Annotated in this window: 22 protein-coding genes; 12 read left to right on the top strand and 10 right to left on the bottom strand. The window is 57.6% G+C overall.

Features of this window, described 5'->3' with window-relative positions; translation table 11 throughout:
* Window positions 1–154 precede the first annotated feature (154 nt).
* The 8 genes from HMPREF2999_RS04820 to HMPREF2999_RS04785 all read left to right on the top strand — a co-directional run bounded on the left by HMPREF2999_RS04820 (window position 155) and on the right by HMPREF2999_RS04785 (window position 8,938).
* On the top strand, window positions 155–943 hold the full coding sequence (locus HMPREF2999_RS04820) for a CDP-alcohol phosphatidyltransferase family protein (protein ID WP_070676160.1): 789 nt from the start codon (window positions 155–157) through the stop codon (window positions 941–943).
* An 11-nt stretch (window positions 944–954) separates the two neighbouring features.
* Window positions 955–1,905 carry a glycosyltransferase family 2 protein gene (locus HMPREF2999_RS04815; protein WP_070676159.1) on the top strand — a complete coding sequence of 317 codons (951 nt, stop codon included), beginning with the start codon at window positions 955–957 and terminating at the stop codon, window positions 1,903–1,905.
* Between the two features lie 17 nt (window positions 1,906–1,922).
* Window positions 1,923–3,278, top strand: coding sequence for an O-antigen ligase family protein (locus tag HMPREF2999_RS04810; protein WP_070676158.1), 1,356 nt, complete (start codon window positions 1,923–1,925; stop codon window positions 3,276–3,278).
* Window positions 3,275–5,233, top strand: a complete 1,959-nt coding sequence (locus HMPREF2999_RS04805; RefSeq protein ID WP_070676157.1) for a lipopolysaccharide biosynthesis protein — start codon at window positions 3,275–3,277, stop codon at window positions 5,231–5,233. Before HMPREF2999_RS04810 ends, HMPREF2999_RS04805 begins: the two co-directional genes overlap by 4 nt.
* A gap of 67 nt (window positions 5,234–5,300) precedes the next feature.
* Window positions 5,301–6,533, top strand: a complete 1,233-nt coding sequence (locus HMPREF2999_RS04800) for a Wzz/FepE/Etk N-terminal domain-containing protein (protein ID WP_070676156.1) — start codon at window positions 5,301–5,303, stop codon at window positions 6,531–6,533.
* A 191-nt stretch (window positions 6,534–6,724) separates the two neighbouring features.
* Complete coding sequence (gene pssD / locus HMPREF2999_RS04795) at window positions 6,725–7,204, top strand: PssD/Cps14F family polysaccharide biosynthesis glycosyltransferase (protein ID WP_070676155.1); 480 nt, start codon at window positions 6,725–6,727, stop codon at window positions 7,202–7,204.
* Between the two features lie 277 nt (window positions 7,205–7,481).
* Window positions 7,482–8,192, top strand: a complete 711-nt coding sequence (locus HMPREF2999_RS04790; protein ID WP_070676154.1) for a glycosyltransferase — start codon at window positions 7,482–7,484, stop codon at window positions 8,190–8,192.
* Window positions 8,193–8,440: 248 nt separating this feature from the next.
* Window positions 8,441–8,938, top strand: a complete 498-nt coding sequence (locus HMPREF2999_RS04785; protein WP_070676153.1) for a DUF2505 domain-containing protein — start codon at window positions 8,441–8,443, stop codon at window positions 8,936–8,938.
* 160 nt (window positions 8,939–9,098) lie between these two features.
* Here HMPREF2999_RS04785 and HMPREF2999_RS04780 read toward each other — a convergent pair whose 3' ends face one another.
* The 7 genes from HMPREF2999_RS04780 to rfbB form a co-directional block, all read right to left on the bottom strand.
* Entirely contained in the window at window positions 9,099–9,596 is a 498-nt protein-coding gene (locus tag HMPREF2999_RS04780) for an FAD synthase family protein (RefSeq protein WP_005506961.1), read from the bottom strand.
* A 532-nt stretch (window positions 9,597–10,128) separates the two neighbouring features.
* The gene (gene sufU / locus HMPREF2999_RS04775; protein WP_005506960.1) at window positions 10,129–10,599 is read right to left on the bottom strand and encodes a Fe-S cluster assembly sulfur transfer protein SufU; all 471 of its coding nucleotides are present in this window, start codon (window positions 10,597–10,599) and stop codon (window positions 10,129–10,131) included.
* 66 nt (window positions 10,600–10,665) lie between these two features.
* The gene (locus HMPREF2999_RS04770; RefSeq protein WP_070676152.1) at window positions 10,666–11,964 is read right to left on the bottom strand and encodes an aminotransferase class V-fold PLP-dependent enzyme; all 1,299 of its coding nucleotides are present in this window, start codon (window positions 11,962–11,964) and stop codon (window positions 10,666–10,668) included.
* A 186-nt stretch (window positions 11,965–12,150) separates the two neighbouring features.
* On the bottom strand, window positions 12,151–12,738 hold the full coding sequence (pth, locus tag HMPREF2999_RS04765) for an aminoacyl-tRNA hydrolase (protein ID WP_070676151.1): 588 nt from the start codon (window positions 12,736–12,738) through the stop codon (window positions 12,151–12,153).
* Between the two features lie 178 nt (window positions 12,739–12,916).
* Window positions 12,917–13,537, bottom strand: a complete 621-nt coding sequence (locus HMPREF2999_RS04760; protein ID WP_005506952.1) for a 50S ribosomal protein L25/general stress protein Ctc — start codon at window positions 13,535–13,537, stop codon at window positions 12,917–12,919.
* A 244-nt stretch (window positions 13,538–13,781) separates the two neighbouring features.
* Window positions 13,782–15,206, bottom strand: coding sequence for a sugar nucleotide-binding protein (locus HMPREF2999_RS04755; protein WP_070676150.1), 1,425 nt, complete (start codon window positions 15,204–15,206; stop codon window positions 13,782–13,784).
* Entirely contained in the window at window positions 15,206–16,204 is a 999-nt protein-coding gene (gene rfbB, locus HMPREF2999_RS04750; RefSeq protein WP_044142793.1) for a dTDP-glucose 4,6-dehydratase, read from the bottom strand. Before rfbB ends, HMPREF2999_RS04755 begins: the two co-directional genes overlap by 1 nt.
* A gap of 74 nt (window positions 16,205–16,278) precedes the next feature.
* Between rfbB and rfbA the strand changes: the two genes are divergently transcribed.
* The 4 genes from rfbA to HMPREF2999_RS04730 all read left to right on the top strand — a co-directional run bounded on the left by rfbA (window position 16,279) and on the right by HMPREF2999_RS04730 (window position 19,983).
* Window positions 16,279–17,139 carry a glucose-1-phosphate thymidylyltransferase RfbA gene (gene rfbA / locus HMPREF2999_RS04745; protein ID WP_070676149.1) on the top strand — a complete coding sequence of 287 codons (861 nt, stop codon included), beginning with the start codon at window positions 16,279–16,281 and terminating at the stop codon, window positions 17,137–17,139.
* A 96-nt stretch (window positions 17,140–17,235) separates the two neighbouring features.
* Window positions 17,236–18,708 (top strand): tyrosine-protein kinase domain-containing protein, encoded by a 1,473-nt coding sequence (locus HMPREF2999_RS04740; RefSeq protein ID WP_070676148.1) that lies wholly within the window; start codon window positions 17,236–17,238, stop codon window positions 18,706–18,708.
* A gap of 112 nt (window positions 18,709–18,820) precedes the next feature.
* Entirely contained in the window at window positions 18,821–19,678 is an 858-nt protein-coding gene (locus tag HMPREF2999_RS04735) for a nucleotidyltransferase family protein (protein ID WP_070676830.1), read from the top strand.
* Window positions 19,675–19,983 (top strand): PqqD family protein, encoded by a 309-nt coding sequence (locus HMPREF2999_RS04730; protein ID WP_070676147.1) that lies wholly within the window; start codon window positions 19,675–19,677, stop codon window positions 19,981–19,983. The genes HMPREF2999_RS04735 and HMPREF2999_RS04730 overlap by 4 nt, the downstream gene beginning before the upstream one ends.
* Before the next feature lie 82 nt (window positions 19,984–20,065).
* Here the strand turns inward: HMPREF2999_RS04730 and HMPREF2999_RS04725 are convergent, their stop codons facing one another.
* The 3 genes from HMPREF2999_RS04725 to HMPREF2999_RS04715 all read right to left on the bottom strand — a co-directional run bounded on the left by HMPREF2999_RS04725 (window position 20,066) and on the right by HMPREF2999_RS04715 (window position 23,381).
* Entirely contained in the window at window positions 20,066–21,313 is a 1,248-nt protein-coding gene (locus HMPREF2999_RS04725; protein WP_070676146.1) for a glycosyltransferase, read from the bottom strand.
* A 12-nt stretch (window positions 21,314–21,325) separates the two neighbouring features.
* Window positions 21,326–22,273: a glycosyltransferase family 2 protein gene (locus tag HMPREF2999_RS04720; RefSeq protein ID WP_070676145.1), complete on the bottom strand. Its 948-nt coding sequence runs from the start codon at window positions 22,271–22,273 to the stop codon at window positions 21,326–21,328.
* Window positions 22,274–22,337: 64 nt separating this feature from the next.
* Entirely contained in the window at window positions 22,338–23,381 is a 1,044-nt protein-coding gene (locus HMPREF2999_RS04715; RefSeq protein ID WP_070676144.1) for a glycosyltransferase family 4 protein, read from the bottom strand.

Raw genomic sequence — 23,381 nt, 5'->3', positions numbered from 1 at the left:
TCTCGTTGTAAAATATCTATATAGTGGTGTATGTGAAAAAAGGGACCAACCACCTCTTTTTTCGCGTGCGGGACTTCCGGACTTTCTCGCAGCCACCCCGAAAGGGAGTAATTCACTCTCCTTCACTCCTCTCACCGAATAAAAAGGAATGTGCATGTCCACCTCTGAGGCACCTCACACCCCAAACTCCGCGCCCACATCGGGATTTTCTGCGAAGTTTTCTCATACCCTGCGCTCTCTTGAAGCAGCGCAGAAGCCCGGCATTGGCGTTCCCGCCTACACCCGCTGGGTCAACCGCCGAGTAGCACGCTACTTCGCTGCGGCAGCTGTCGCTCTGGGCATCACCCCCAACGGCGTCACCGCTATTTCCGCTGCATGTTCCGCGGCAGGCCTCGTCGTTCTGATTACCTGCCCGCCCAGCGTTGGTGTAGGTATCTGCGTTGCACTACTCTTCGCCTTCGGTTACGGCCTGGACTCTGCTGACGGCCAGGTTGCTCGCGTGACCGGTGCGTCTTCCCCCGCCGGTGAGTGGCTCGACCACGTGGTCGACTCCATCCGTGTGCCCTCCGTGCACATGGCAACCCTGCTCTCCTTCCTGCTGTACCCGGCACACTACTCCTTTACCGGCTCCAGCGCATTCAACGGCTGGATTATTGCCATGCCCATGATTTTCACCGCGCTGACCGCCGGTCACTTCATGAGCCAGATTCTGGCTGAGCAGCTGCGCAACAACCGCAAGACCGCGGCACCTCCCACCGGTGGCCCCCTGCGCTCCTTCATCAACCTGCACATGGACGCTGGCACCCTCTGCTGGATTTATATTTTTGTTGGCTTCGGCCCCGTATTCGTTATCGTCTACGCGCTGCTTCTGCTGGCTAATGCCGCAACCGTCCTGCTGTCCATGCGTCGCAAGTACGTTAGCCTCGCGACCCCCGCTGAGTAAGGAGAACCCCAATGATGCACTTCACCTCTCGCAACCCTGCTGTTTCCGCCGTTATCGCGACCAACGGCAAGCGCCCCGAACTGCTGCGCGTGGCTATCCGCTCCATCCTTGAGCAGAGCTACCGCGGTTTCGTTGAAGTTGTTGTCGTCTTTGACCGTGTTGAGCCCGACCGCCTCGAGGATATTGAGGTCGGCGAAAACCGTGCCCTGAAGATTGTCTCCAATACCCGTTCCGGCGGTCTGGCTGGCGGCCGCAACAGCGGCATCATCGCCTCCAGCGGTGAGATGATTGGTTTCTGCGATGACGACGACTACTGGATGCCTTCCAAGCTCACCCAGCAGGTCGCTCTCTGGCGCGAAAACCCCGAGGCAGCCGCTATCTCTTCGGGTATTACCGTCCGCTCCGGCGGTCAGGACATCGTGCGCCTGGCACCCGAGCGCGCAACCTTCGCAGACTTCCTGCGTTCGCGTATCACCGAGATTCACCCCTCCGCCATGCTGTACTCCCGCGAGGACCTGCTCGGCGTTGACGGTCAGCCCGCCCGCATCGGTCTGGTCGATGAGGAGCTGCCCGCCGCCTACGGTGAAGACTACGACCTGCTGCTGCGCGCAACCCGCCACGGCGATGTACTGAGCGTGCCCGAGCCGCTGATTCTGGTGCTCTGGGACCGTCCTTCCTTCTTCTCTGGCAAGTGGCAGTCCATGGTTGACGGTCTGAGCTACATTCTGCGTAAGTTCCCCGAATTCGAGCAGGATCCCAAGGGCCTGGCACGTATTGCCGGTCAGATTGCGTACGCTCAGGCATCCCTGGGTAACAACAAGGAGGCGCGCGCGTACGCTCGCTCCGCTCTGCGCCGCGACCCCAAGCAGCTTCGTGCGTGGGCGGCGTATGTTGTGTCCACTGGCGTTATTAAGCCCGCTACTCTTCTTGATCTCGTCCAGAAGACCGGCCGAGGTCTCTAACCAGGTATCGCACAGACATGGTTTCCTCTTCCGTTCTTTCCCCTCCGGGTGCTTCGCCTGTTGCGCTGAAGGATTCCGCAGGGTCGGCTAGTACGCCGCCCAGCGGTATTCTGCGTGCCCGCGCGCGCATCCGTCCGATGTCTACGGCGCAGAAGAAGCTCCCCGCGTGGCCTCTGCTGGCGTTGCTGTACGGCTTCCCGGCGCTGTGGGCTCTGGGACTGCTTCAGATTGCGCCGCTGGTACTGGCAGCGATCATGCTTTTTTACCTCATTATTCGAGGTAATGTGCGTGTTCCCGGTTCCCTGTGGGTGTGGGGCGCATTCTGCGTGTGGGTTGTTGTTGCGGCACTTGCTCTGACCCGTTCCACCGACATTATTGGTTGGGGTCTGCGCTTTGTGAACATTCTCAGTGCCGGCATTTACGCCCTGTACTACTACAACGCGCGCTCCTCTATTAGCGTCAATAGGCTGCTGGGCGGTCTGGCGACTCTGTGGGTGACCCTCATTGTTCTGGGTTACGGCGGCGTTCTCTTCCCCGAGTTCCGTCTGCGTACTCCGATGAGCTTCATCATGCCTTCTGGCTTTATGCAGAACCCGCTGGTGCGCGACTACATGCTTCCTCCCCTGGCTGAGGTTCAGCGTCCTTGGGGTGCACCCGAGGCGTATATTCGACCCTCCGCGCCGTTCCCCTACGCGAATAGTTGGGGTCTGGCGTACACCCTGCTCACCCCGGTGATGCTGGCGTGCCTGTTGCGTCTGCGTTCCATCTGGTTGCGTATTGCGCTGCTAATCGGCATGGCGCTTTCTACCGTGCCGGCAATTGCGACCAGTAACCGCGGTATGTTCATTGGTCTGGGTATCAGCGCAGCGTACGTGTTGTTGCGTCAGTTCCTGGCAGCTAATTGGCGTGCTGTGGGTATGGGTGTTGCGGCAATTGCGGCTGTGGTTGTGGCACTCTTTGCGTCGGGCACCGTGGATAATATCCTGGGTCGTCAGGACTACTCGGACTCCACCGGCGGTCGTGCGGCGCTCTACCGCGCTACTTGGAACGCGACCTTGGAGTCCCCGATTATCGGTTACGGCACTCCGCGTATGGAACCGAGCATTGGCGTGTCAATGGGTACCCAGGGTTACCTGTGGACTCTGATGTTCTGCTTCGGTTTTGTGGGTCTTGCCCTGTTCGCGCTCTTCATGGTGTGCACTGTGGCAAGCGGTGCACGAGTGAAGACCGCATCCGGGTACTGGTTGCATAGTGTGCCGGTGGCGTGTTGCATTGTCTTTATCTTCTACAGCTTCGATATCGCTCAGCTGACCATTCTGATGCTCGCGTCGATGGCGTGCATGCGTTCCATTCGGGATGGTGAGGGGCTATGACGAAGGATCAGTCCCCTCGTGGTTTAGATACCGCTTCGGTTTCGTCTTTTGATGATGCGTATTCGATGGGTGGTCATCCTAGCCGTCGTGCGCGTCTGCGTGAGAGCGGCGAGTATGTGAATCCGGTAGTGGAACAGTCTGATTCTCAGGCAGAGTCTTCTGCTGATGAGTTTGCTCCCACGGTGGATGACATCCGTTCGGGTCGTTTTCCTGCAACCACGGCTCTGTCCATTGTGCCTCCGGCTCAAGGCTTTACCTCTGAGGATTCACTCCCCGATTCTTTGGTGGCGAATTCATCGAGCTCAGGTACTTCGGCTGCAGGTTCTTCAGCGGCGAGCGCTACCGCTGTGGCGGGTGCTCATCTGTCCGGGTCCCGGCGGGTTGCCTCGGCGACCGCCGAGTCTGCCGATTCGAAAGTGCAAGCCGATAGCGCCTCCACTAAGAATGCACCGGTTACGAAGGCTCCCGCTAAGGATAAGCAGCCCAGCCTCGCGAAGAGCGGTTCTCTTGCTTCTCTGTGTGTGATGTACGGTGCCGGTATCGCGTTCGTGACCACGATGGTGGTGTCGAATGGTATTGGTGCTGAGGGTTCGGGCGAGTTTTTCCGTCTGATGGCGCTATTCGCGATTGCGATTTCGCTGGTGACCTTCGGCGCGGATACGGGTCTGGTTCGTACGATGAGCGCTCAGCGTGCGCTGGGTCGTTACGGGGTGCTTCCGCAGCTAATCCGTTACGGTCTGATTCCTTCGCTGGTGACTTCGGTGCTTCTGGTGGCGGGTGTTTACATCTACACCGAGATTGTGCCGATGGCTCCCGAGTATCAGGCAGCGATGCGTGTCAGCTCCGCTTTCGTGCTGGTTGCGGCGCTGATGACGGTGTTCTTCGGTGCTCTGCGTGGCCTGCACCGTGTGGTGACTTTTACGGTTCTGCAGAATGTTCTGCTTCCTACTCTGCGTTTTGCGGCTGTGGGGTTGGTGGTTCTGTTCTCGGGCCAGCTCATGGATCTGGTGTACGCCTGGACTGTTCCGGTGGCGATTACCGCGGTGGTTGCTCTGTGGCTTTTGGAACGGGCCTTCCCCTCCGAGGAGCATGTGGAGGTTCTTCCTTCTGAAGATTCTCCGGCCGAGACGTTCCGTTCGTTCTGGGGTTTCAGCTCTGCACGCGGTGTCGCTACCGTTGTGGAGACGATTCTGGAGTGGATTGACGTGCTGGTGGTGACGGCGTTCTTGGGTGCCGCTGCCGGTGGTGTCTATGGTGCTGTGAACCGTTGTGTTCGTGTGGGTACCATGATTGAGCACACCGGACGTGTGGTGACCGGCCCGTCGATTAGTGCGGCGTTGGCGACTCGTCAGCTAGATCGTGCTCGAGAGATTTTCCTATCGACTACTCGCGTGTTGACTGCTCTGTCTTGGCCGTTCTACCTCTCCCTGGCGTTCTTTGGTCCGGTGCTATTGCACTTCTTCGGTAAGGGCTTTGAGGCTGGCGCCGGTATTCTCTGGGTGATTTGCCCGGCGGCGATGCTGTCAATGAGTGCCGGTGGTGTGCAGTCTGTTCTGCTGATGAGCGGTAAGAGCCGCTGGCAGCTGTTGAACAAGCTTTCCTCGCTGGTGGTGGCTGTGACTTTGAACTTCACCTTGGTTCCGGTCTGGGGCCTATACGGTGCGGTGACGGCGTGGGCATCGGCTCTGCTGATTGATACCTTCCTGGCGAGCTACCAGGTATTCCGTCTGGTCGGTATTCGCGCTTCGGTTCGCGAGATGGCTCCTTCGCTATTCTTGGGTGCGGCTGTTCCGACGGTGTGTGCTCTGGCGTCTTTGGCTTTCTTGGGTCAGAGCGTGCTGGGTGTCATCGTGTACGTGGTGCTGCTGGTGCCGGTGTACGGTGCGGTGTTGTTCCGCTTCCGCAAAGCACTCGGTATTGAGCGTTTCCTTTCCGCCCGCCGAGCGAAGTCTTAGCCTTCCGCTTCTTCTACAGTTTTTCTCCGATATTTAGTGTCCGTTTCTCTTCCTCAAGGATGTCCTCATGGATAACACCTCTCATACCTCCTCGGTTACCCTTGGCAGCCAGGTACGTCGCATTTTCCGACACCGTCTGCTGATTCTGCTGTCGGTTGTGGTTTTCGCTGTGGCGGGTGCCGTCTACGGCTACATGACCAATAGCAAGTACACTTCTAAGGCGTCGCTGGTTGTTTACCCGCTGGTGGTTGATCCCGCCGGTACCGGTAGCGCTAACTCCGCGAAGGTGGATATTGCGACCGAGTCTCGCGTTGCATCCTCTCGCGAGGTTGCACAGAACGCGGCAAAGTCTCTGATTGCTAATGGCGATACCCTCTCTGAGGCTCAGCTGACCAGCCGCCTCATGAACTCCGTCAAGGTGACTGGCACCTCCCAGACTGCTGTGCTGGATATTGAGGTAACCCGTCCCAACGGCACGGATGCTGCACGTTACGCTAACGCTATGGCAAACGCGTACCTGCAGGTTCGTTCCGAGTCTCTGAAGAGCAGCGTTGATTCCGCTCTGCATCAGATTGATGAGCAGATTTCTGCTCTCGAGGGTGACCAAGGCCGTGCGGGTCTGCTTTCTCAGCTGCAGGAGCGTCGCGCGCAGATTCAGCTGACTTCTACTACCGGTGGCCGTGTGATGAGCGAGGCTCAGGTTCCTTCTTCTTCCTCGGCTCTTGGCCCGGTGAAGATGGCTATTGTTGGTGCTGTTGCCGGTCTGCTGATTGGTGCTGTGCTGGCTTACGGTCGTGACCGCACCATGCGTCACGTTGGTTACGCTGACCGTCTGGAAGATGCTGGCATCCCTGTTCACGAGCTGGGTTCCTCTTCGGAGGCGAATGACGCGTTCATGCTGCTGCGCACCATGGGTGCTCCCGATGGCGATGTGAAGAGTGCTGGTGCTTCCGGCATTGTCATTCTGCCCGGTACTGACCGTGGTGTTGAGCACCTGTACCAGATGCTGCAGCGCGTTCTGCCCACCGAGTACGCACGTTTCACCGATTACGCTTCGGTCCGTGACGCCCTGACCCGCCACACTCCCGAGTCGCTGGTTGAGAAGAGCGAGACTCCTCTGGTGATTAGCCTGAGCACCGCTACTCCCCTGTCGACCCAGCTGCGTTTCGTTCAGGCTGGCGGCGTGGCTCTGGTTCCGGTGACTGCGGCTACTTCTCTACAGCAGGTTCGTGAGCTTTTCGCTCAGCTGGATCAGCTTGAGGGCGTGAACGCTCTGGCTGTGTTCCTGGATCGCGAGTAATCAGACCGCGAGTACTCGGGGTTCTGTTGATGGATGCCTCGCCTCTGTGCGGGTTCGTCCTTCGTCCTTGAGCTTGGGGTGCGGTAACGCCTGTTGAGGCGGCTCTGCTGATGCAGGCGTTGCCGGCCCACCAGCTCACCCTTATCTTCTCTTCTTATTTTTCTCTTGTATTGGGGCTTTAGGAGAACACTATGACTGAGGCAACTTCCTCTCAGGCACCGAAGAAGCTTCTGCTGGTTTCTAGCAGTGGCGGACACTTGAAGCATCTGACGGCTACTTCTGCTGCGTGGCAGGATTATGACCGCGTGTGGGTTAGCTTTAAGCAACCCGATGTTGAATCTTCTCTGGCTGATGAGAAGACCTATTGGGCTTATTACCCGACCACCCGAAATATTAAGAACGCTATTCGTAATCTGTTCTTGGCATTTCGTATTTTTCCGAAGGAACGTCCGGATGCGGTTGTTTCTGCGGGTGCAGGTGTTGCTGTTCCTTTCTTTGTTGCAGCTAAACTTTTTGGCGTAAAGACTCTTTATATTGAGTGTTTTGACCGCCCGACTCTGCCGACGATGACCGGCAAGATGTTGTACACCTTTGCTGATCGAATTATTGTTCAGAGCGAGGAACAGCAGAAGAATTTCCCTGATTCTCGTGTGATTCATCCCATTTTCTAAGAGTGATGAATTTATCCTGAAAATAGCGTCCTCGCGTGTGCTGAGGGCGTTATTTTCAGGGTATAGTATTTATTAAACATACAGATACGCATAAGTCGTGCGCTCCACTGTGGACTCACCATCCAAGCGAACTAACCACTCGCCAGAGAAGCGTATGCGGAGATTACTCACCATTTTCTCCGGCACGACGCCGCCACGTATACCAATGATGCCCTCCGGATTTTTTGCGTCAGGTATACGGGGTTACTACCGATAAATACATAGAGAGGAATAGGCTATGTCTATTCAGAACTTCCCCCGCGTCAGCGTTGATACTTCCAAGTTCGACCTGCCCGTATTTACTCCTGCCGTCGCGCCCGTTCGTATTCCTACCAAGACTTACGATTTGGTGGTGTCCCTCGGCACCGACGTTCACACTTTTGATCGTCTTCTGCGTTGGGTTGAGGCTTATCTTGAAGCTCACCCCAAGGTCACCTGCCTCGTGCAGCATGGTCACACTGCGCCCATTAAGCACGCAGACAACCTCAAGCTTCTTCCCGCCTCCGAACTGCTGGATTACTACGCAACCGCGCGCGTAGTGCTGGTTCAGGGCGGCCCCGGCTCCATCCAGGATGCACGCCGCACCGGCGCTCTGCCCCTGGCTGTTCCGCGCCGCGCAGAGTTCGACGAGGTCGTTGACAACCACCAGGTCCCCTTCACCACTCTGATGGAGAAGCGCGGTCACGCTGTTGTTGTTGAGAGCCGCGAAGACCTCTTCGCTAAGCTGGATCTTGCTCTAGCGAACCCCTCCCTGTTCCGCACCGCTGAGCCGTACGTCTCCACCCCGGAGATTTCTGCCGCGCAGCTGAGCGAGGAACTGCAGGATCTGCTCGCTGGCAAGACCCACCGTAAGGATTCCTTCTGGGGTCGCCTGAAGCAGGCTGCTCGCGCACACCGTGCGGGTAAGGCTGAGATGGCTCGCATCGATGCGATGGCTCCCAACGCCTAAAAGCTTTAGCTTTCTAAACCCCGCATCCTTAGTGATGCGATGTGGGAGCCACCCGTAGGTGTTTCCCTCATTTTTAGACCGGCATGCGAATCCTCCAACCACCCTGTGAGAGGCTGTGGATGTTTTCCCTTGTTCACGGCATATTCTCAGGTGGATTCGCGTCTTTACATTGGTTGTGAAACCCCGCGCCCCGTATCCTTAGTAAGGGATAATGCGCGGGGTTTTCGCGCACTACGAAAGGAACAATTATGGCAGTTCAGGAATCGACCGTTATCAACGCAAGCGTTGAGCAGGTTATCGAGGCGTTCTCCAGCGAGGACTTCGCACGCTTCGTCTGCTCCGAGGTTGGCGTTGAGTTCGGCAGCTTCTCCGTTTCCGGTGACACCTCCGCAGAGTTCACCGCAACCACGGAGCGCACCGTGCCCGCTGAGCGAGTGCCGGACATCGCCCGTAAGTTCGTCGGTAGCGGTGTCTCCATGACTCAGGTGGACACCGTGAGCGCACCGGCAGCTGATGGTGCACGCACCGTCTCTACCGAGGTGAAGGTTAACGGCGTGCCCGTGTCCGCTCAGGCTACCCAGCACCTGATTCCCGAGGGCGAGCAGACCCGCCTGGACGTCAACGGCGAGGTTTCCTGCTCCATCCCGCTGGTGGGCAAGAAGATTGCGGCCGCGGCTGAGCCTCAGGTTGGCCGCGTGCTGAAGGTTCTGGGTACCTCCGCTGAGAAGTGGCTGGCACAGCGCTAAAGCTTATGAGACGCTCACCTTTGAGGTGTAGCTGATATACCGCCAATATACAAAGGATCCCCGCCGTAAGTAATTACGGCGGGGATCCTTTGTGCCTTTATGAGTCTCTATGAGCTCTAGCGCCCCTATGAGGGCGTAGGAGCTTTAGGAGGCGACAGTGTTAGGAGGCGATAATGGCCTCGGAGTACTCGCGCTCGCCGAGCAGTTCGGCGAAGCGGCGCATCTCTACGCGCAGGTCGTGCTCTGCTTCGAGCAGGTCAACGACCTTGCGCAGCTTGGTGCTGGAGGTGTGCTCGGTGTAGGGGAAGTAGTGCACTTCAACGCCGACCTCTGCGAAGCGTGCTTCCAGGGCGTTACCCTTGTCGGTGCCCTTCCAGTCGTCGCCCTTGAAGAAGACGTTGAAGGGCTTCTGCTTCCAGGTTTCGAGCTTGTCAGGGGTGGTTTCGACGTGCACTTCGTCCACGTAGTCAATGTGGCTGACGATGGCGGCACGCTCTTCAATGGGGATGACAGGGCGGCGACCCTTGGTCACTTCCAGAACGTCATCGTGCACGACGCCTGCGATGAGGTAGTCGCAGTTTTCCTTAGCCTTGCGAAGAATCTCGAGGTGTCCGTAGTGGAAAAGGTCGTAGGCGCCTGCGGCGTAGCCAATAATCATGGGGCTTCCTTGTGGTTGGTAGCGGCGATGGGTATTCCGGTGTGGTTGAGGTACCGGAGGGATGAGAAACATATCCGCGGTCTGGGGTGAGCGTCTATAAATGAGTGAAGAATGTGCAATATTGAGAAAATATTTTCTACTATTGTCCTATTTCTTCTCTCTGTCGCCTCAGAGTGTGCGGGTCCGAAAAGAGTTTCTCGAGGGTGCTGGTTGGGCGCCCTTCGTCCTTTTATTTTACCAGTCACCTTTTTGGAGAAAAAGGGAAAGATATAAATATGAGGCGGATACAGTGTAGTGTCCGCCTCATATTTTCTATACGTCGCTTGAAATCAAAGAAAGCTTATATATATAGATAAACAATTAACCGCTAGATTTTAGCGAAGAGTTTTAGCCAGTATTTTCTGCACGCTTCGACCGCATATGCTTACGTTCTTGTGCAATATTTTAGGTTCAGTAGCCATTCGGTATTTTCGATTGGCGTTCAAATACTAGCTACTCCCCCACCGGTTCAGCCTGCCTTCTCAGCAAAGGTTTAGTTCTTCGCAGCTGCTTCCTTAGTAGCTTCCTCAACCGCAACCCACGAAAGCATCGCGCACTTCACGCGCGCCATGAACTTCGAAACGCCGGAGAAAGCCGCCATATCGCCGTACTCCTCTTCGTCCAGGGTCACCTTACCGCGCGAGCGCAACATCTCGCGGAACGCGTCCACGTGGCTCTGCAGCTCGGAGGTAGTCATGCCGGGAGCCATTTCAGAGAGCACGGAGGCGGCAGCCATGGAGATGGAGCAACCGTCGCCTTCCCAGGAGATCGACTCGATGGTCTTCTCGCCATCCTTCAGCTCGTCAGAGAGCACCACGCGCAGGTTGATTTCGTCGCCGCAGGTGGGGTTGTACTGGTGGTTATCGGCGCTTGCGTGGCCGGCGGGTACCTCTACGAGGTGCTCGCCACTGCGCTGCTTAGAATGCTCCAGAATAATTTCCTGGTACAGGGATTCAAGAGACACGGTGATCTTCTTCCGTCAGTTGGTATGTCTGAAAATTCGGGGCGTTAGCGTCTAACGCGTCTACATTTAGAAGCCGAAGTAGGGGCGTACCTCGGCAAGTGCCTTCAGGAAAGCGTCCACATCTTCGGTGGTGTTGTAGATGTAGGTGGAGGCACGGGTCGAGGCGGTCACACCGGCGCAGCGGTGTAGCGGCTGAGCACAGTGGTGACCCACACGCACGGCGATGCCCTGGGTGTCGAGCAGCTGACCCACATCGTGCGGGTGCACGCCCTCGATGGCGAGGGCGACCAGGCCAGCACGCTTGGTAGGGTCGGTGGGGCCAAGCAGTCGCACACCTTCAATCTTCTGCACGCCCTCAACCAGGCGAGCGCCCAGTTCGTGTTCCCACGCCTCAATGTTCTCCATGCCCAGGTGCTGCAGGTAGCGCACAGCAGCAGCGAAAGCGACCGCCTGCGAGACACGCTGGGTACCTGCCTCAAACTTGATGGGGGCGGGCATATACTCGGCATCCTGCAGACCCACGCGGGTAATCATGGAGCCACCGGTCAGGAAGGGCGGCAGGGCGTTCAGCAGTTCGGCACGGCCATAGAGGGCACCGATGCCGGTGGGTGCCAGCATCTTGTGGCCGGAGAACGCCGCGAAGTCGACGTCCAGGGCGTGGAAGTCTACGGGCATGTGCGGTACGGACTGGCAGGCGTCCAGTACAACGATTGCGCCGTGCTTACGAGCCATAGCAACCATGCGGGGCACATCAGTAATTGCGCCAGTCACGTTCGAGACGTGGGTGAACGCCACGATGCGGGTCTTCTCGTTGATGATACCCTCGGCTGCCTCGTAGTCGAGCTGACCGTCCTCGGTGGAGGGGATGTGACGCAGAGTTGCGCCGGTACGCTGAGCAAGGATCTGCCAGGGAATGAGGTTCGCGTGATGCTCGATCTCGGTGGTGACGATTTCGTCGCCAGGGCCCAGCGCGAAACGCTCAGCGGCGGGACCGCCGATACCCTGGGAGGCGTTGCCGATGGAGTAGGCAACCAGGTTCAGTGCCTCGGTTGCGTTGGAGGTCCACACGAGCTCTTCATCAGTGGCGCCAACGAAGTTCGCAACGGTGATGCGCGCATCCTCGAACAGGTCGGTTGCCTCAACCGCGAGGGTGTGTGCGCCACGGTGTACAGCAGAGTTAGCGTGCAGGTAGAAGTCGCGTTCTGCGTCGAGCACCTGAAGGGGTTTCTGGCTGGTCGCCCCCGAATCCAGGTAGACCAAGGGATGCCCGTTGACCTCAGTGTTGAGGATCGGGAAGTCCTGGCGAAGCTGGCGTACGATCTCGTCGCTCAGCGGGGTGTTGGCGGGGGTGGAGTATTCAGCCACGGGTACCTTCTTCTCTCGCTCATACGCTCCACGGGTCGGGTATTTTCCCGTCGTGGAGCGTATAACGTCATTCTTTTCTAGCTTATTCCCTCACCGGGCTCTTGCATAGTTAGGTAGAGCCTAGTTCACACATCGACCCACACCATGCATTGCCCAGTTCAGCGCATGCCCAGTGCGGTCTTATGCTTAGGAGCCTGCGCCGTGGTAGCGCTGCTGGGTAGCCTGTAGGCCCTCCTTGATGAGCATGACGGTTGCATCCGCGGCGTTCGAGATGAGGAACGGCAGAGCCTTCGCCTCGGTACTGCTGAAGGGTTTGAGCACGAAGTCCGCGGTGTCCATGCGTCCGGGCGGACGACCGATGCCGGTACGCACGCGGTAGTAGTCCTTGGTGCCCAGAGCCTTGGTGATGTCGCGCAGTCCGTTATGGCCGCCCTCTCCCCCGCCAATCTTAAGCTTGATGGTGTCGAAGGGGATGTCGAGCTCGTCGTGGACGACGATGATGTGGTCGGGGTCAATACCGTAGAACTTGGCGATGGCGCTAACGGGGCCGCCCGAGGTGTTCATGTAGCCGAGGGACTTCATGAGCACCACCTTGGGGCCGCCGAAGCCGAGGCGCCCCTCCACCACGACCGCGGATGCCTTGGAGTGTTTCTTGAAGCTGCCGCCAACTTCCTTGGCGAGCTCGTCCAGGACCATCTGGCCGATATTGTGGCGGGTTTTGGCGTAGTTGGGGCCGGGGTTGCCCAGGCCCACGATCAGCCAGGTATCAGACATCTCTTCGCCCTTTCCACGGCGCTGTAAAAGGTTTTTAGAAAATTCATGGACTACACCATTCTATGAGTATGGCCCGCTACCACCTCAGAAGAGAGGTAGCGGCGGGCCATCCACAAATCACTGTTGCGCTAGGCGCGGTCTAGTGCTTTGAGTTATCTGAGTCGTGAGCTTCGCCAGCCTAATCTGATTCCTCGGAAGCTTCAACGATGTCACCCTCGGGTGCGTTTTCGCCTTCTTCACCGGGCTCGGGAACGTCGAGTTCCTCGGGCTCAGAAACGTTAACGATCAGCAGTTCAGCGTCTGCAACCAGGGTTACGCCTGAGGGCAGTTCAACGTCTGATGCCAGAACGTGAGCGCCAGCTTCGCGGCCTTCGATGCTCACGGTCAAAGCTTCGGGTGCCTTCAGTGCGTCAGCTTCAACCAGAAGAACGGTTTCTTCCTGGTTAGCAACGGCGCCAACAGCAGGCTCGCCTTCAACGTGTACAGGAACCTCAATCTCAACGCGCTCGCCGCGCTTAACGGTCAGCAGGTCGATGTGCTGCAGTTCGGGGCGGATTGCGTGACGCTGGATGTCCTTGATCATTGCGAGGTGTGATTCACCTTCGATGTCGAGGTCGAGGATAGCGTTGGGGACGCGGGCAGCCAGGGTGGTTGCGTGGCCGGGGAGTACTACGTGCTTGGGCTCTTCGCCGTGGCCGTAGATGACGGCGGGGATGTCGCCTGCCATGCGGATGCGGCGCGCGTAGCCCTTGCCGAAGTCGCTACGTACGGTAGCTGAAATTTTGATGGTATCTGACATGAGTCGTCCACCCTTTCTTGGTTAGAAGTGATGCGCCAAGTGGAATAGGGACTGGCGCCAGAAATCTCTTTCCAACCAGCCACCGTCAGTTACGGACCTACACGTTTCGTGTATTCCACCGCCTTGGCCAAGACAATATTGTACAGGTTCCCGGCTCTTCTTCAAGGGCCGGGAACCTGTAATATGGCGCTTTTCACGCCTTTTATGCTGTTATCAGCAGATATTAGGACCAAATCCTAGAGGATTAGGAACCCATTTCTGCAAGGTAGGCGGCGAGCGCCTCGCGGTGATTGCGCGGGGTGAAGCCCGCGGCAATCAGCTTGGACAGGTCCATTGCCGAGTTCGTCGGACGGTGAGCGAAGAGCTCAGCGTTGGCGAAGTATTCCTCGGTGGTGGTGTCGCTGACTCGTGCCGGGTCGTGGCCGGTACCCTCGTACACTGCACGAGCGAACTGTGCCCAGTTGATGACTTCACCGGTGTTCGACACGTTGTAGGTGCCGTATTCAGCGCCGGAGAAGAACAGGTGCAGGGCAGCTGCTGCCAGGTCCTGGGTGAAGGTCGGGCGACCCCACTGGTCGGCGACCACGGACGGGTCGATACCGCGCTCAGCCAGGGACGCCATGGTGCCCACAAAGTTCTTGCCGGCGCCAACAACCCAGCTGGTACGCAGGGTGTAGTGCTTACGCCATGCGGCAGCGGCAACCTCACCGGCAGCCTTGGACGCGCCGTAGACGCTCAGCGGTGCCAGGGGGTAATCCTCCGGGTATTCCTCACCCAGGGGCAGGGAGCCGTCAAAGACGTAGTCGGTGGATACGTGAACTAGCGGCAGGTTAGCTTCTTCACAGATAGAGGCAAGAGCGCTCACACCCAGGGCGTTAGCTGCCCAGGCTTCACGGCGACCCTCGGGGGTTTCTGCCTGATCCACTGCGGTGTACGCTGCAGCGTTGATAACCGCACGGAAGGAGCGCCAGCGGAATGCATCGCGCCACTGCTCGGGCTTGCCCAAATCGAGGCGGTCGCGATCCACAGCCAGGAAGGGCACGTTCTGCTCGGTGAGCTGGCGAACCAGCTCGGTGCCGAGCTGACCGCCAGCGCCAATAATCAGAATCGGATCGGCTTCCAGAGGCTTAATCTCGTTCAGACGCGGGTGGTTACGGTCCTTCTCAGAGAGCTCTGCCTTCTCCAGGTCGATAGGCCAGTCGATTGCGACGGTCTCATCGGCAAGGTTCAGGAAGCTGTAGCCGGATACTGCATCCGCCGACCAGTGGTCGTTCACCAGGTAGGTGTAGGCGGTGTTCTCTTCCAAGGTCTGGAAGGAGTTACCCACGCCGCGGGGCACAAAAATAGCGGTATCCGGGCCCAGCTCCACGGTGACGACCTTACCGAAGGATTCGCCGGCACGCAGGTCAACCCACGCGCCGAAGATACGGCCGGTCGCAACAGAAACGTACTTATCCCACGGCTCGGCGTGAATACCGCGGGTGGTACCTACCGAAGCGTTGAACGAAATGTTGTTCTGCACCGGGTTGAAGTCGGGCAGACCGGCTGCGACCATCTTCTCGCGCTGCCAATTTTCCTTGAACCAACCGCGATTATCGCCGTGAACCGGCAGGTCAATGATGCGCAGGCCGGGAATCTCGGTTTCAGTAACCTTCAATTCCTTGGTCATTACTGGCCAGCCTTTGCGTACTTCGCCTCAACCTCAGCCTTCAGGGGCTCCCACCAGCCGCGGTTGTCGGTGTACCACTTAATGGTGTCGGCAAGACCGGACTCGAAGTCGGTGAACTTCGGCTCCCAGCCGAGCTCTGCACGCAGGCGGCTACCGTCGATTGCGTAGCGCAGGTCGTGACCGGGGCGGTCAACCACGTGCTCGAAGTCGTTCTCGTCCTTGCCCATCAGTCGCAGGATGGTGCGCAGAACGGTGATGTTGTTCTCTTCACCGTCTGCACCGATGAGGTAGGTTTCGCCAATCTTGCCCTGCTCCAGGATGCGCAGCACAGCAGAAGAGTGGTCGGATGCGTGAATCCAGTCACGAACGTTCAGGCCCTCGCCGTACAGCTTCGGGGTCAGACCCGAGAGGATGTTAGTGATCTGGCGGGGGATGAACTTCTCGATGTGCTGGTAGGGGCCGTAGTTGTTGGAGCAGTTAGAGATGGTTGCTTCAATACCGAAGGAGCGGACCCATGCGCGCACGAGCAGGTCGGAGCCTGCCTTGGTGGAGGAGTAAGGGGAAGAGGGGTTGTAGGGGGTGGTTTCGGTGAACTTTGCCGGATCGTCCAGCTCGAGGTCGCCGAAGACCTCGTCGGTGGAGATGTGGTGGTAGCGAGTGCCGTGCTTACGGACTGCTTCCAGGAGGCTGAAAGTACCGATGAGGTTAGTGTGAATGAACGGTTCGGGGTTGGAGAGGGAGTTGTCGTTGTGCGATTCCGCAGCGTAGTGAACGACAGCGTCTGCCTTGCCGACCAGTTCGTCAGCCAGCTCGCGGTCGGCAATGTCGCCTACGACGAGCTTAAAGCGGGATTCAGGAAGACCTTCCAAAGACGCAGCATTTGCGGCGTAGGTCATCTTATCCAGCACAGTAATAGTGTGATCAGTGTTATCGATGAGGTGGTGAACAAAGTTCGAACCAATAAAACCGGCACCGCCGGTAACAAGAATGTGAGCCATACGGTATATTTTACCTGCCTAAACAGCGATTTTTATGCCTCAACAAAGAGATAAACATGACACAATAAGAAGTTATGAAGGGAATTATTCTTGCCGGCGGCACCGGAAGCCGTTTGCACCCTATCACTCAGGGTATTAGCAAGCAGCTCACTCCGGTCTATGACAAGCCGATGATTTACTACCCGCTGTCCACTCTCATGCTGGCGGGTATCCGCGATATTTTGATTATTACCACTCCTACCGATCAGGAGCAGTTCCAGCGACTGCTCGGTGACGGTTCCCGTTTCGGTATTAATCTCGAATACAAGGTGCAGCCGTCTCCGGATGGTCTGGCACAGGCATTTATTCTGGGTGCTGATTTTATTGGTAATGACCCCGTAGCCCTCGTGCTCGGTGACAATATCTTCTACGGTCCCGGTCTGGGTACTCAGCTTGCCACCTACGAGCAGAAGGATGGCGCGACCGTCTTCGCTTACCAGGTTGCTGATCCTCGCGCTTACGGTGTGGTGGAGTTCGATGAGAATTTCAATGCACTGTCTATTGAAGAGAAGCCCGAGAACCCCAAGAGCGACTACGCTATTCCGGGTCTGTACTTCTATGACTCGAAGGTTGTAGAGTATGCACGTCAGATCGAACCTTCCCCGCGCGGTGAGTTGGAAATCACTGACCTCAACCGCGTCTACTTGGAACAGGGTAAACTGAAGGTTGAGGTTCTGCCTCGCGGTACCGCGTGGCTCGATACCGGAACCTTTGATTCACTCGCTGATGCCACTAACTTCATCCGCACTGTTCAGAGCCGTCAGGGTCTGTCGGTTGGTTGCCCGGAGGAAATTGCGTGGCGCCACGGTTGGCTCTCCGATGAGCAGTTGCGCGACATCGCTACCCCCCTCGTCAAGAGCGGTTACGGTAGTTACCTGCTCGGATTGCTCCGCTAATAAACACCAGGGGATCTTCGTATCCCTTCACCGCCTGCAACAACACTCCACGTTGCAGGTACGCTAACTCAAACTTTCTGGAGTATTCTCACTACCATGACCATTTTGGAATTTTTCCGCACCACGAGGGCTAACCTCTGGCTGCTGATTATTGGCATCGTTGTCGGTGCCGCAGCGGGCTTCGGCTATGCCTCTCTCCAGCCGAAGGTCTACGCTGCATCGTCCTCGGGCTACGTGACCGTGGGCGAGTCCGGTACGGTGGATGTTCTCTCGGGTTCTTCGGCTGCTAAGGAGCGTGCTCGCTCCTACGCTGCTATCGTCTCCTCTGAGGCCGTGGCACAGAAGATTAAGCAGAACAACCCCGAGCTGTCCCTGAGCACCGGTCAGATTCGCGCGAGCCTAACCGCAACCGCTGGTGACAACGCTGCACTGATTACCGTGAGCGCGCAGGCTTCTTCCCCGAAGAACGCACAGTTGCTCGCTAACGGTGCGTTGCAGGCTACCGCCGACTACATCAAGGAAATTGAGCAGAACCCCGGTAACGCTCAGGCACTGGTGAACGGCGAAAACGCCGCCGCATCCCCGACCACCAACAACACCGTTCGCGTGATTCCGCTAAACAACGCAAGCGTGAACCCCCCGCTGGTAGCTCCGAATTACCAGCAGAACGTGCTCATCGGTGCTGTTGCTGGCCTTGGTCTGGTGTACCTGGCGATCTTCCTGCGCCGCGCACTGGATCAGCGCATCCGCACTCGTGACGATGCTACCAAGGCAACCGGCGCGAGCATCCTGGGTGTCCTGCCCGTCAGTGACGACCTGAACGAAGAAAACATCGTTAACGGCAACACCGACGACCACATCGCGCAGGAATCCATTCGTCAGTTGCGCACCAACCTGCGCTTCGTGAACGTTGACACTCCCCCGCGTTCGTTCATCGTCACCTCCGCAGTGCCCGGTGAAGGTAAGTCGACCGTGTCGCTGGCGCTGGCTCGCGCAATGGCTGATGCAGGTTCGCCCGTCATCCTCATTGACGCCGACCTCCGCCGCCCGACCGTGGCTAAAAAGCTGAAACTCGACGCTAAGGTCGGTCTGACCCAGGTTCTGGCTGGCCAGGTCGAGATTGCTAACGCTGTGCACCAGCTGGGCGATTCGAACCTCTTCGTCCTGCCTGCAGGCCGTATCCCCCCGAACCCCTCCGAGCTTCTGGGCTCGGATAAGATGCGCCAGCTGATCAACGAGCTCTCCGAAGAGTTCATCGTGGTCGTCGACGTTCCGCCGTTGCTGCCCGTGACCGACGCTTCGTTGCTCTCACACTCCGTGGATGGCGTAATTCTCGTTGGTTCTATCGGCCGAAGCCACCGTGAACAGATGACTGAGGCTGCAAGCATCCTGAAGAAGGTCAACGCGAAACTCCTCGGTATGGTTCTGAACCGTGCACCCCGTAAGGGCCTGGGTAACTCCTACTACGGTTTCGGTTACGCAAGCGCCTACGTTGGTTATGCAACCTACTACGGTTACGGCAAGGAAGGCGACAAGAAGTCGTCGAAGAAGTCCTCGACCAAGAAGTAATAACGTAATAAGCGCCCTAAATCATAGGGAGCAACATAGGGCGGGATGGGCAGTATTTTCTGCCCGTCCCGCCTTATACTTATCTGGTATACATGTGCACCGAAAGGCTATTGTGACCACTCACTCATCCAATACCCCGGAGCCGCAGACTACTCCGCTCGCGGCACGGATTCGGCTTGCGCACGCCTACTTCCAGCGGATTGCCGACATGCACTCCATCGATATTCTGCATGTCAAAGGCTACGCTTTCTCCCAGGAAATTTACCGCAAGGGCAGGTACAGCTCCGACGCTGACCTGCTCGTCCGTCCCTCTCACGTGGACCGCTTTGTAGAGATCCTTCTGGCAGATGGATGGCGTATCCAAGCCCACTTCGAAACAGGTTCCGTGTTCGAGCACGCGATGACGCTTTACCACGCTTCATGGGGCCTGACCGATATTCATCGTTTCTTCCCCGGTCTGGGACGCCACGGTGACTACGAGAAAGCTTTTGACCGCATCTGGGCGGCACGCAAGACCCGTATGATTGCTCACCGTCCCTGCACCGTCCCCAGCGATCTGGACGCGCGTCTTCTCGTGGTGCTTCACCGCGCCCGCGCTGCATCACGTTACAGCGCAGATATTAACTATCTGGTTTCTCTGCTCTCCTACAGCGATTGGCAGCGCCTACGAGCCCGTGCGGAGGAACTTGACTCTTCCCTCGCATATAGCGCGGCTATGGGCGGTCTGGAGCAGTACCGTGACGACCGCGATTACCTGCTGTGGCTGTCGGTTTCCCAGGATGTGCCCCACTACATCCAGTGGATCGGACGTCTGCAATCAGCAACTACCCTGCACGATAAGCTGCGCACCCTCAAAAATATTTTCCTCGTGAATAAGGACCATTTGGCGATGCAGCTGGGACGCACCCCCACTAAGGCAGAGATACGTGCAAAGTTCTTTGAGCGTTTTGGAATCAAGGTGAAAAAATGAGCAATCCAGTAGATTCCCGTCAGACCGTATACGGCATCCCCGAGAACATCGCGTATGTCCATTCTGAAGAGTTCGCTAAGTACTCCCCCACAGCAACTTATCTCGCAAATCTTGCCAACGGTGAGCTGTCTGTTCTTCAGGACTCAGCCTCCATTATTTGGAGTATTTTTGAAGACCCGATGCCATTGCAGGACGCTATCGACGTGCTCTGCGAAATGTATGAACAACCCATAGAGACCATGGGACCGCAGATTGAGGGTTTCATTCCTGAACTGCTCTCCAAGGGGCTCCTAGAGGCCCGCTAAGGCTCTCAGAACGAATAAAGAAGGCGGGGCGGTAGAACTTTATAGTTCTACCGCCCCGCTTTCTTCTATGAGCCGAGCTCTTTTAGTCTTCGGGCAGGGCCTGCACGTAGGTCTTCAGACGGCTGATGAAACGAGCCTCCGAGAAACCGTCAACGTGCTCACGGATATAGTCGGCATCCCAGTCGTCCGGGTTGAAAGCCTTGAGAGCTTCCACCAGTTGCTCCACGGTCGGCTGGTTGATGAACATGCCGGTCTTGCCTTCCTGAATGGTATCCAGGAAGCCGCCCGCACGGTAGGCAATCACGGCCTTGCCGCTAGCGCCCGCTTCCAGCGGGGTAATACCGAAGTCCTCATAAGAGATAGCCAGCAGTGCCAGGCAGTGACGGTACGCATAACGTAGCTGCGCGTCCGAAACACCCGAAGCAATACGAACAGTCGGGCCCGCAAGCGCTTCCAGACGTTCCTTCTCCGGACCGCGGCCGATCACCAGCAGCTTCTTACCCAACTCATTGCAGGCTTCAACAGCCTTGTCAACATTCTTGTAGGGCAGCAGGCGAGAAACGATCAAGAAATAATCGTCCGATTCGGTGAACTCTTCCAGACCCGGAATAGGCTCAACCGGTGCGGTGGTGTCTACCGAGTGCGGCGGGAAGAAAATCGGAACGTCCTTCTTGCCGTACACGTTCTCGATGCGCTTCTTAATCACGCTCGCATTCGCCACGTACACCGCCGAGCGGTGAGCCGCCCAGTGATCCCACAGCATCAGTGCAGGACGCAGGGTCTTCAGCAGCAGAGGTACGGGGCCGGTGCTCTTCTCACCCAAGTACTGATCGCTCAGGTACAGCCAACGCGCCGGAGAATGGCAGTAGATGAACTTACGGCCGGCGAAGTTGAAACCGTGCGCCCAACCGGTCGTCGACACCACAGCACGCTCAGCCGGCACCTTCAAGAAAGAAGAAGCAAACGGCAGAATCGGCAAAGCCATGCGGTGGTTACGACGCAGATAACCAATCTTGTTCAAAGGACTCGTGATAATCTTCGCGTCCTTGAACTCGGGAAAGGTACCCTCCGGGTCGTACAGAGTCGTGTAAATCGGTGCGTCCGGGAACGCACGGTGCATTGCCAGGACAACACGCTCCGCGCCGCCGCGCTGAGTCAGGTAATCATGGGCAATCGCAATCTCTTCAGTAGCCTCAGGCTTGACCATCGGCGCGTAACGGCGCACCAGGCGGCCAAGCTTCTTGAGGCTCTTCGGGATATCCGCGAGCACCGCGTCAGGGTTCTTCGGCCCGGTAAACGGAGCGGAGGTCAAGAGCTGAGTGAGTGACATTTCCTTTTCCTCCTAGAAAACTTTCTGAGCACGCTCAGGATAGTGAATACCAGCATAGGATGCAGCCTCAACCTGCAGCGCCACAAGCTTCTCTGCAACCTTGGCGGGTAGCTTAAGCAGAATCTTATCGCTCGCATCCCCCAGAGCCTTAATGGTCTTCTCGGTGGTGAAACGAGCGAGGGTCTTGACCAAGAAACCCCAGGGACCAGTCGGGTTCGGGGCAGGGTGCGCCGCATCGCCGTGCTTACGCACGAAGATGGTGCGGGCAGAACCCGAGTGCAGGGCACGCAGGGCACGCACCGCAGTGGTGGTAGCCTCAGCATAGTGCTTGACCTCAACCTCATCAGAGATGATGATGCGGCCACCAGCGTCATGGACCATTTTGCCCATGTCTACGTCTTCCCACCCGTAGAGACGGTACGCGGGGTCGTAGCCGCCAGTACGCTCAAAGTACTCCGCAGAGATAGAAGAGTTACCGTTCCAGTACAGCCAACGGCCTTCTTCAGCTACGCTGAGGGCGCCCTCTTTGAATCGAGCATCGCGGAAGTTACCATACACACGAGAGTAGGGAGTGTCCGGGTACACGTTCTTCAAGGTACCAATCACACCGTCGTAATCACGGTGCAGGCGAATCTGCGCCTCAACATAGTCGGTAGCGGGCTCAAGATCATCATCGCAACGGATGAGGACATCCGCATCAGCCGCACGGTGACCAGCGTTCAGCGCTGCCACACGACCGCGGTTCTCCTCGAAAACAATCTTGGTCAGGTTCAGCTTGCCTTCCGCAATGTAGCGGTCAAGCACAGCTTCGCTGTTATCAATATCGCCGTCGAGGACCACGATAACCTGGAAGTCCTTCTCGGTCTGGGCAGCAAGCGCATCCAGCGGGTAGTGCAGAATATCTGCACCACCGCGAGAGGGGATGATAACCGCAGCCTTGTAACGGTGGGTAGTCGTCATAATTTTCCTTCGGGTTTGAGTGAGAGGATATCCGTTGGGAATGATTTATAGGGTTAGAAGCACCTTAGCGGATAAAACGCTCCAGAATCTCACCAACACGGACCTTACCTGCTTCAGGCGAGTAGTTTTCCTGCCAACGCCAGAACAGCTCGGAGGTTCGCTCCGCCAGGGCATCCGTATCTTCTCGAAGCTCAGTACCCAGGCTCTTAATGGCCTGCGCAAGAGCTACCGGCTGGTCTGCAGGCACAACGTACGGGTACGAGGCGCCGCCCAGCACCTCCGACAGAGCACCCGCGTCACTGACAATCACAGGGACGCGTGCGCTCATCGCTTCAGCGACCACCAAGCCAAAGGACTCGGGGGCAATCGAAGGTACAACGAGCATGTCGATGTCACCGAAAAGACGGTCCGGGGTAGTCCAGCCCAAGCGGGTGCTGAAGGTAGCAACACGGGCTAGCGCGTCCTCAACCTCAGCGCGTTCCTCGTCAGATGCGAAGACAGGCTCGCCGCCAATCACCAGGTCGTATTCAATGCCGTTAGAGTTCAAGGAACTCATCGCCTGGCACAGGGTCGCGATGCCCTTAGACGGAGTCAAACGCCCCAGGTAACCGACGCGAAGTCGGCGCTCCCCCACACGGTGATCCAGCTCGGTGGATACGCCGCTGACCCAGTTCGCAAACAGTTCGCTGCCGGGGCAGGCACGAGCCACATAGCGGCTCGGGACCAGGGTGACAGACGCCTTATGGCGGGCAAAGGGTACGAGCTTCGCGTTCACGCCGGTAGGAAGCTGATGCAGGTGCACGATGCGGTTCTTGCGACCGCCCGTTGCCGTTGCGGGAACCAGACCGTTACACCACAGCAGAACATCCTTGTGGCGAGCGTGCCAGCTACGCAGAGCCACCATGTACTGTGCGCGGTTCTTAGCTGGCAGTACCACGCGCGCAAAACCTTCATCCGCAGCAGCTTCTACAAGCTGCTTCGGCTCGGAAGGGCCCACAATGGTGACCTTGTAGCCAAGGCTACGGGCCGCGCGGGCGATGTTCAGAAGCATGACCTCGCCGCCGCCCATGTCACCGTTATTGGTGGCGATGTAGAGTTCTTTCTCCAT

Source organism: Rothia sp. HMSC066H02 (genome assembly GCF_001814995.1).
GTDB classification, from domain to species: Bacteria; Actinomycetota; Actinomycetes; order Actinomycetales; family Micrococcaceae; genus Rothia; species Rothia mucilaginosa.
This window is presented reverse-complemented; position numbering and strand designations above follow the sequence as displayed.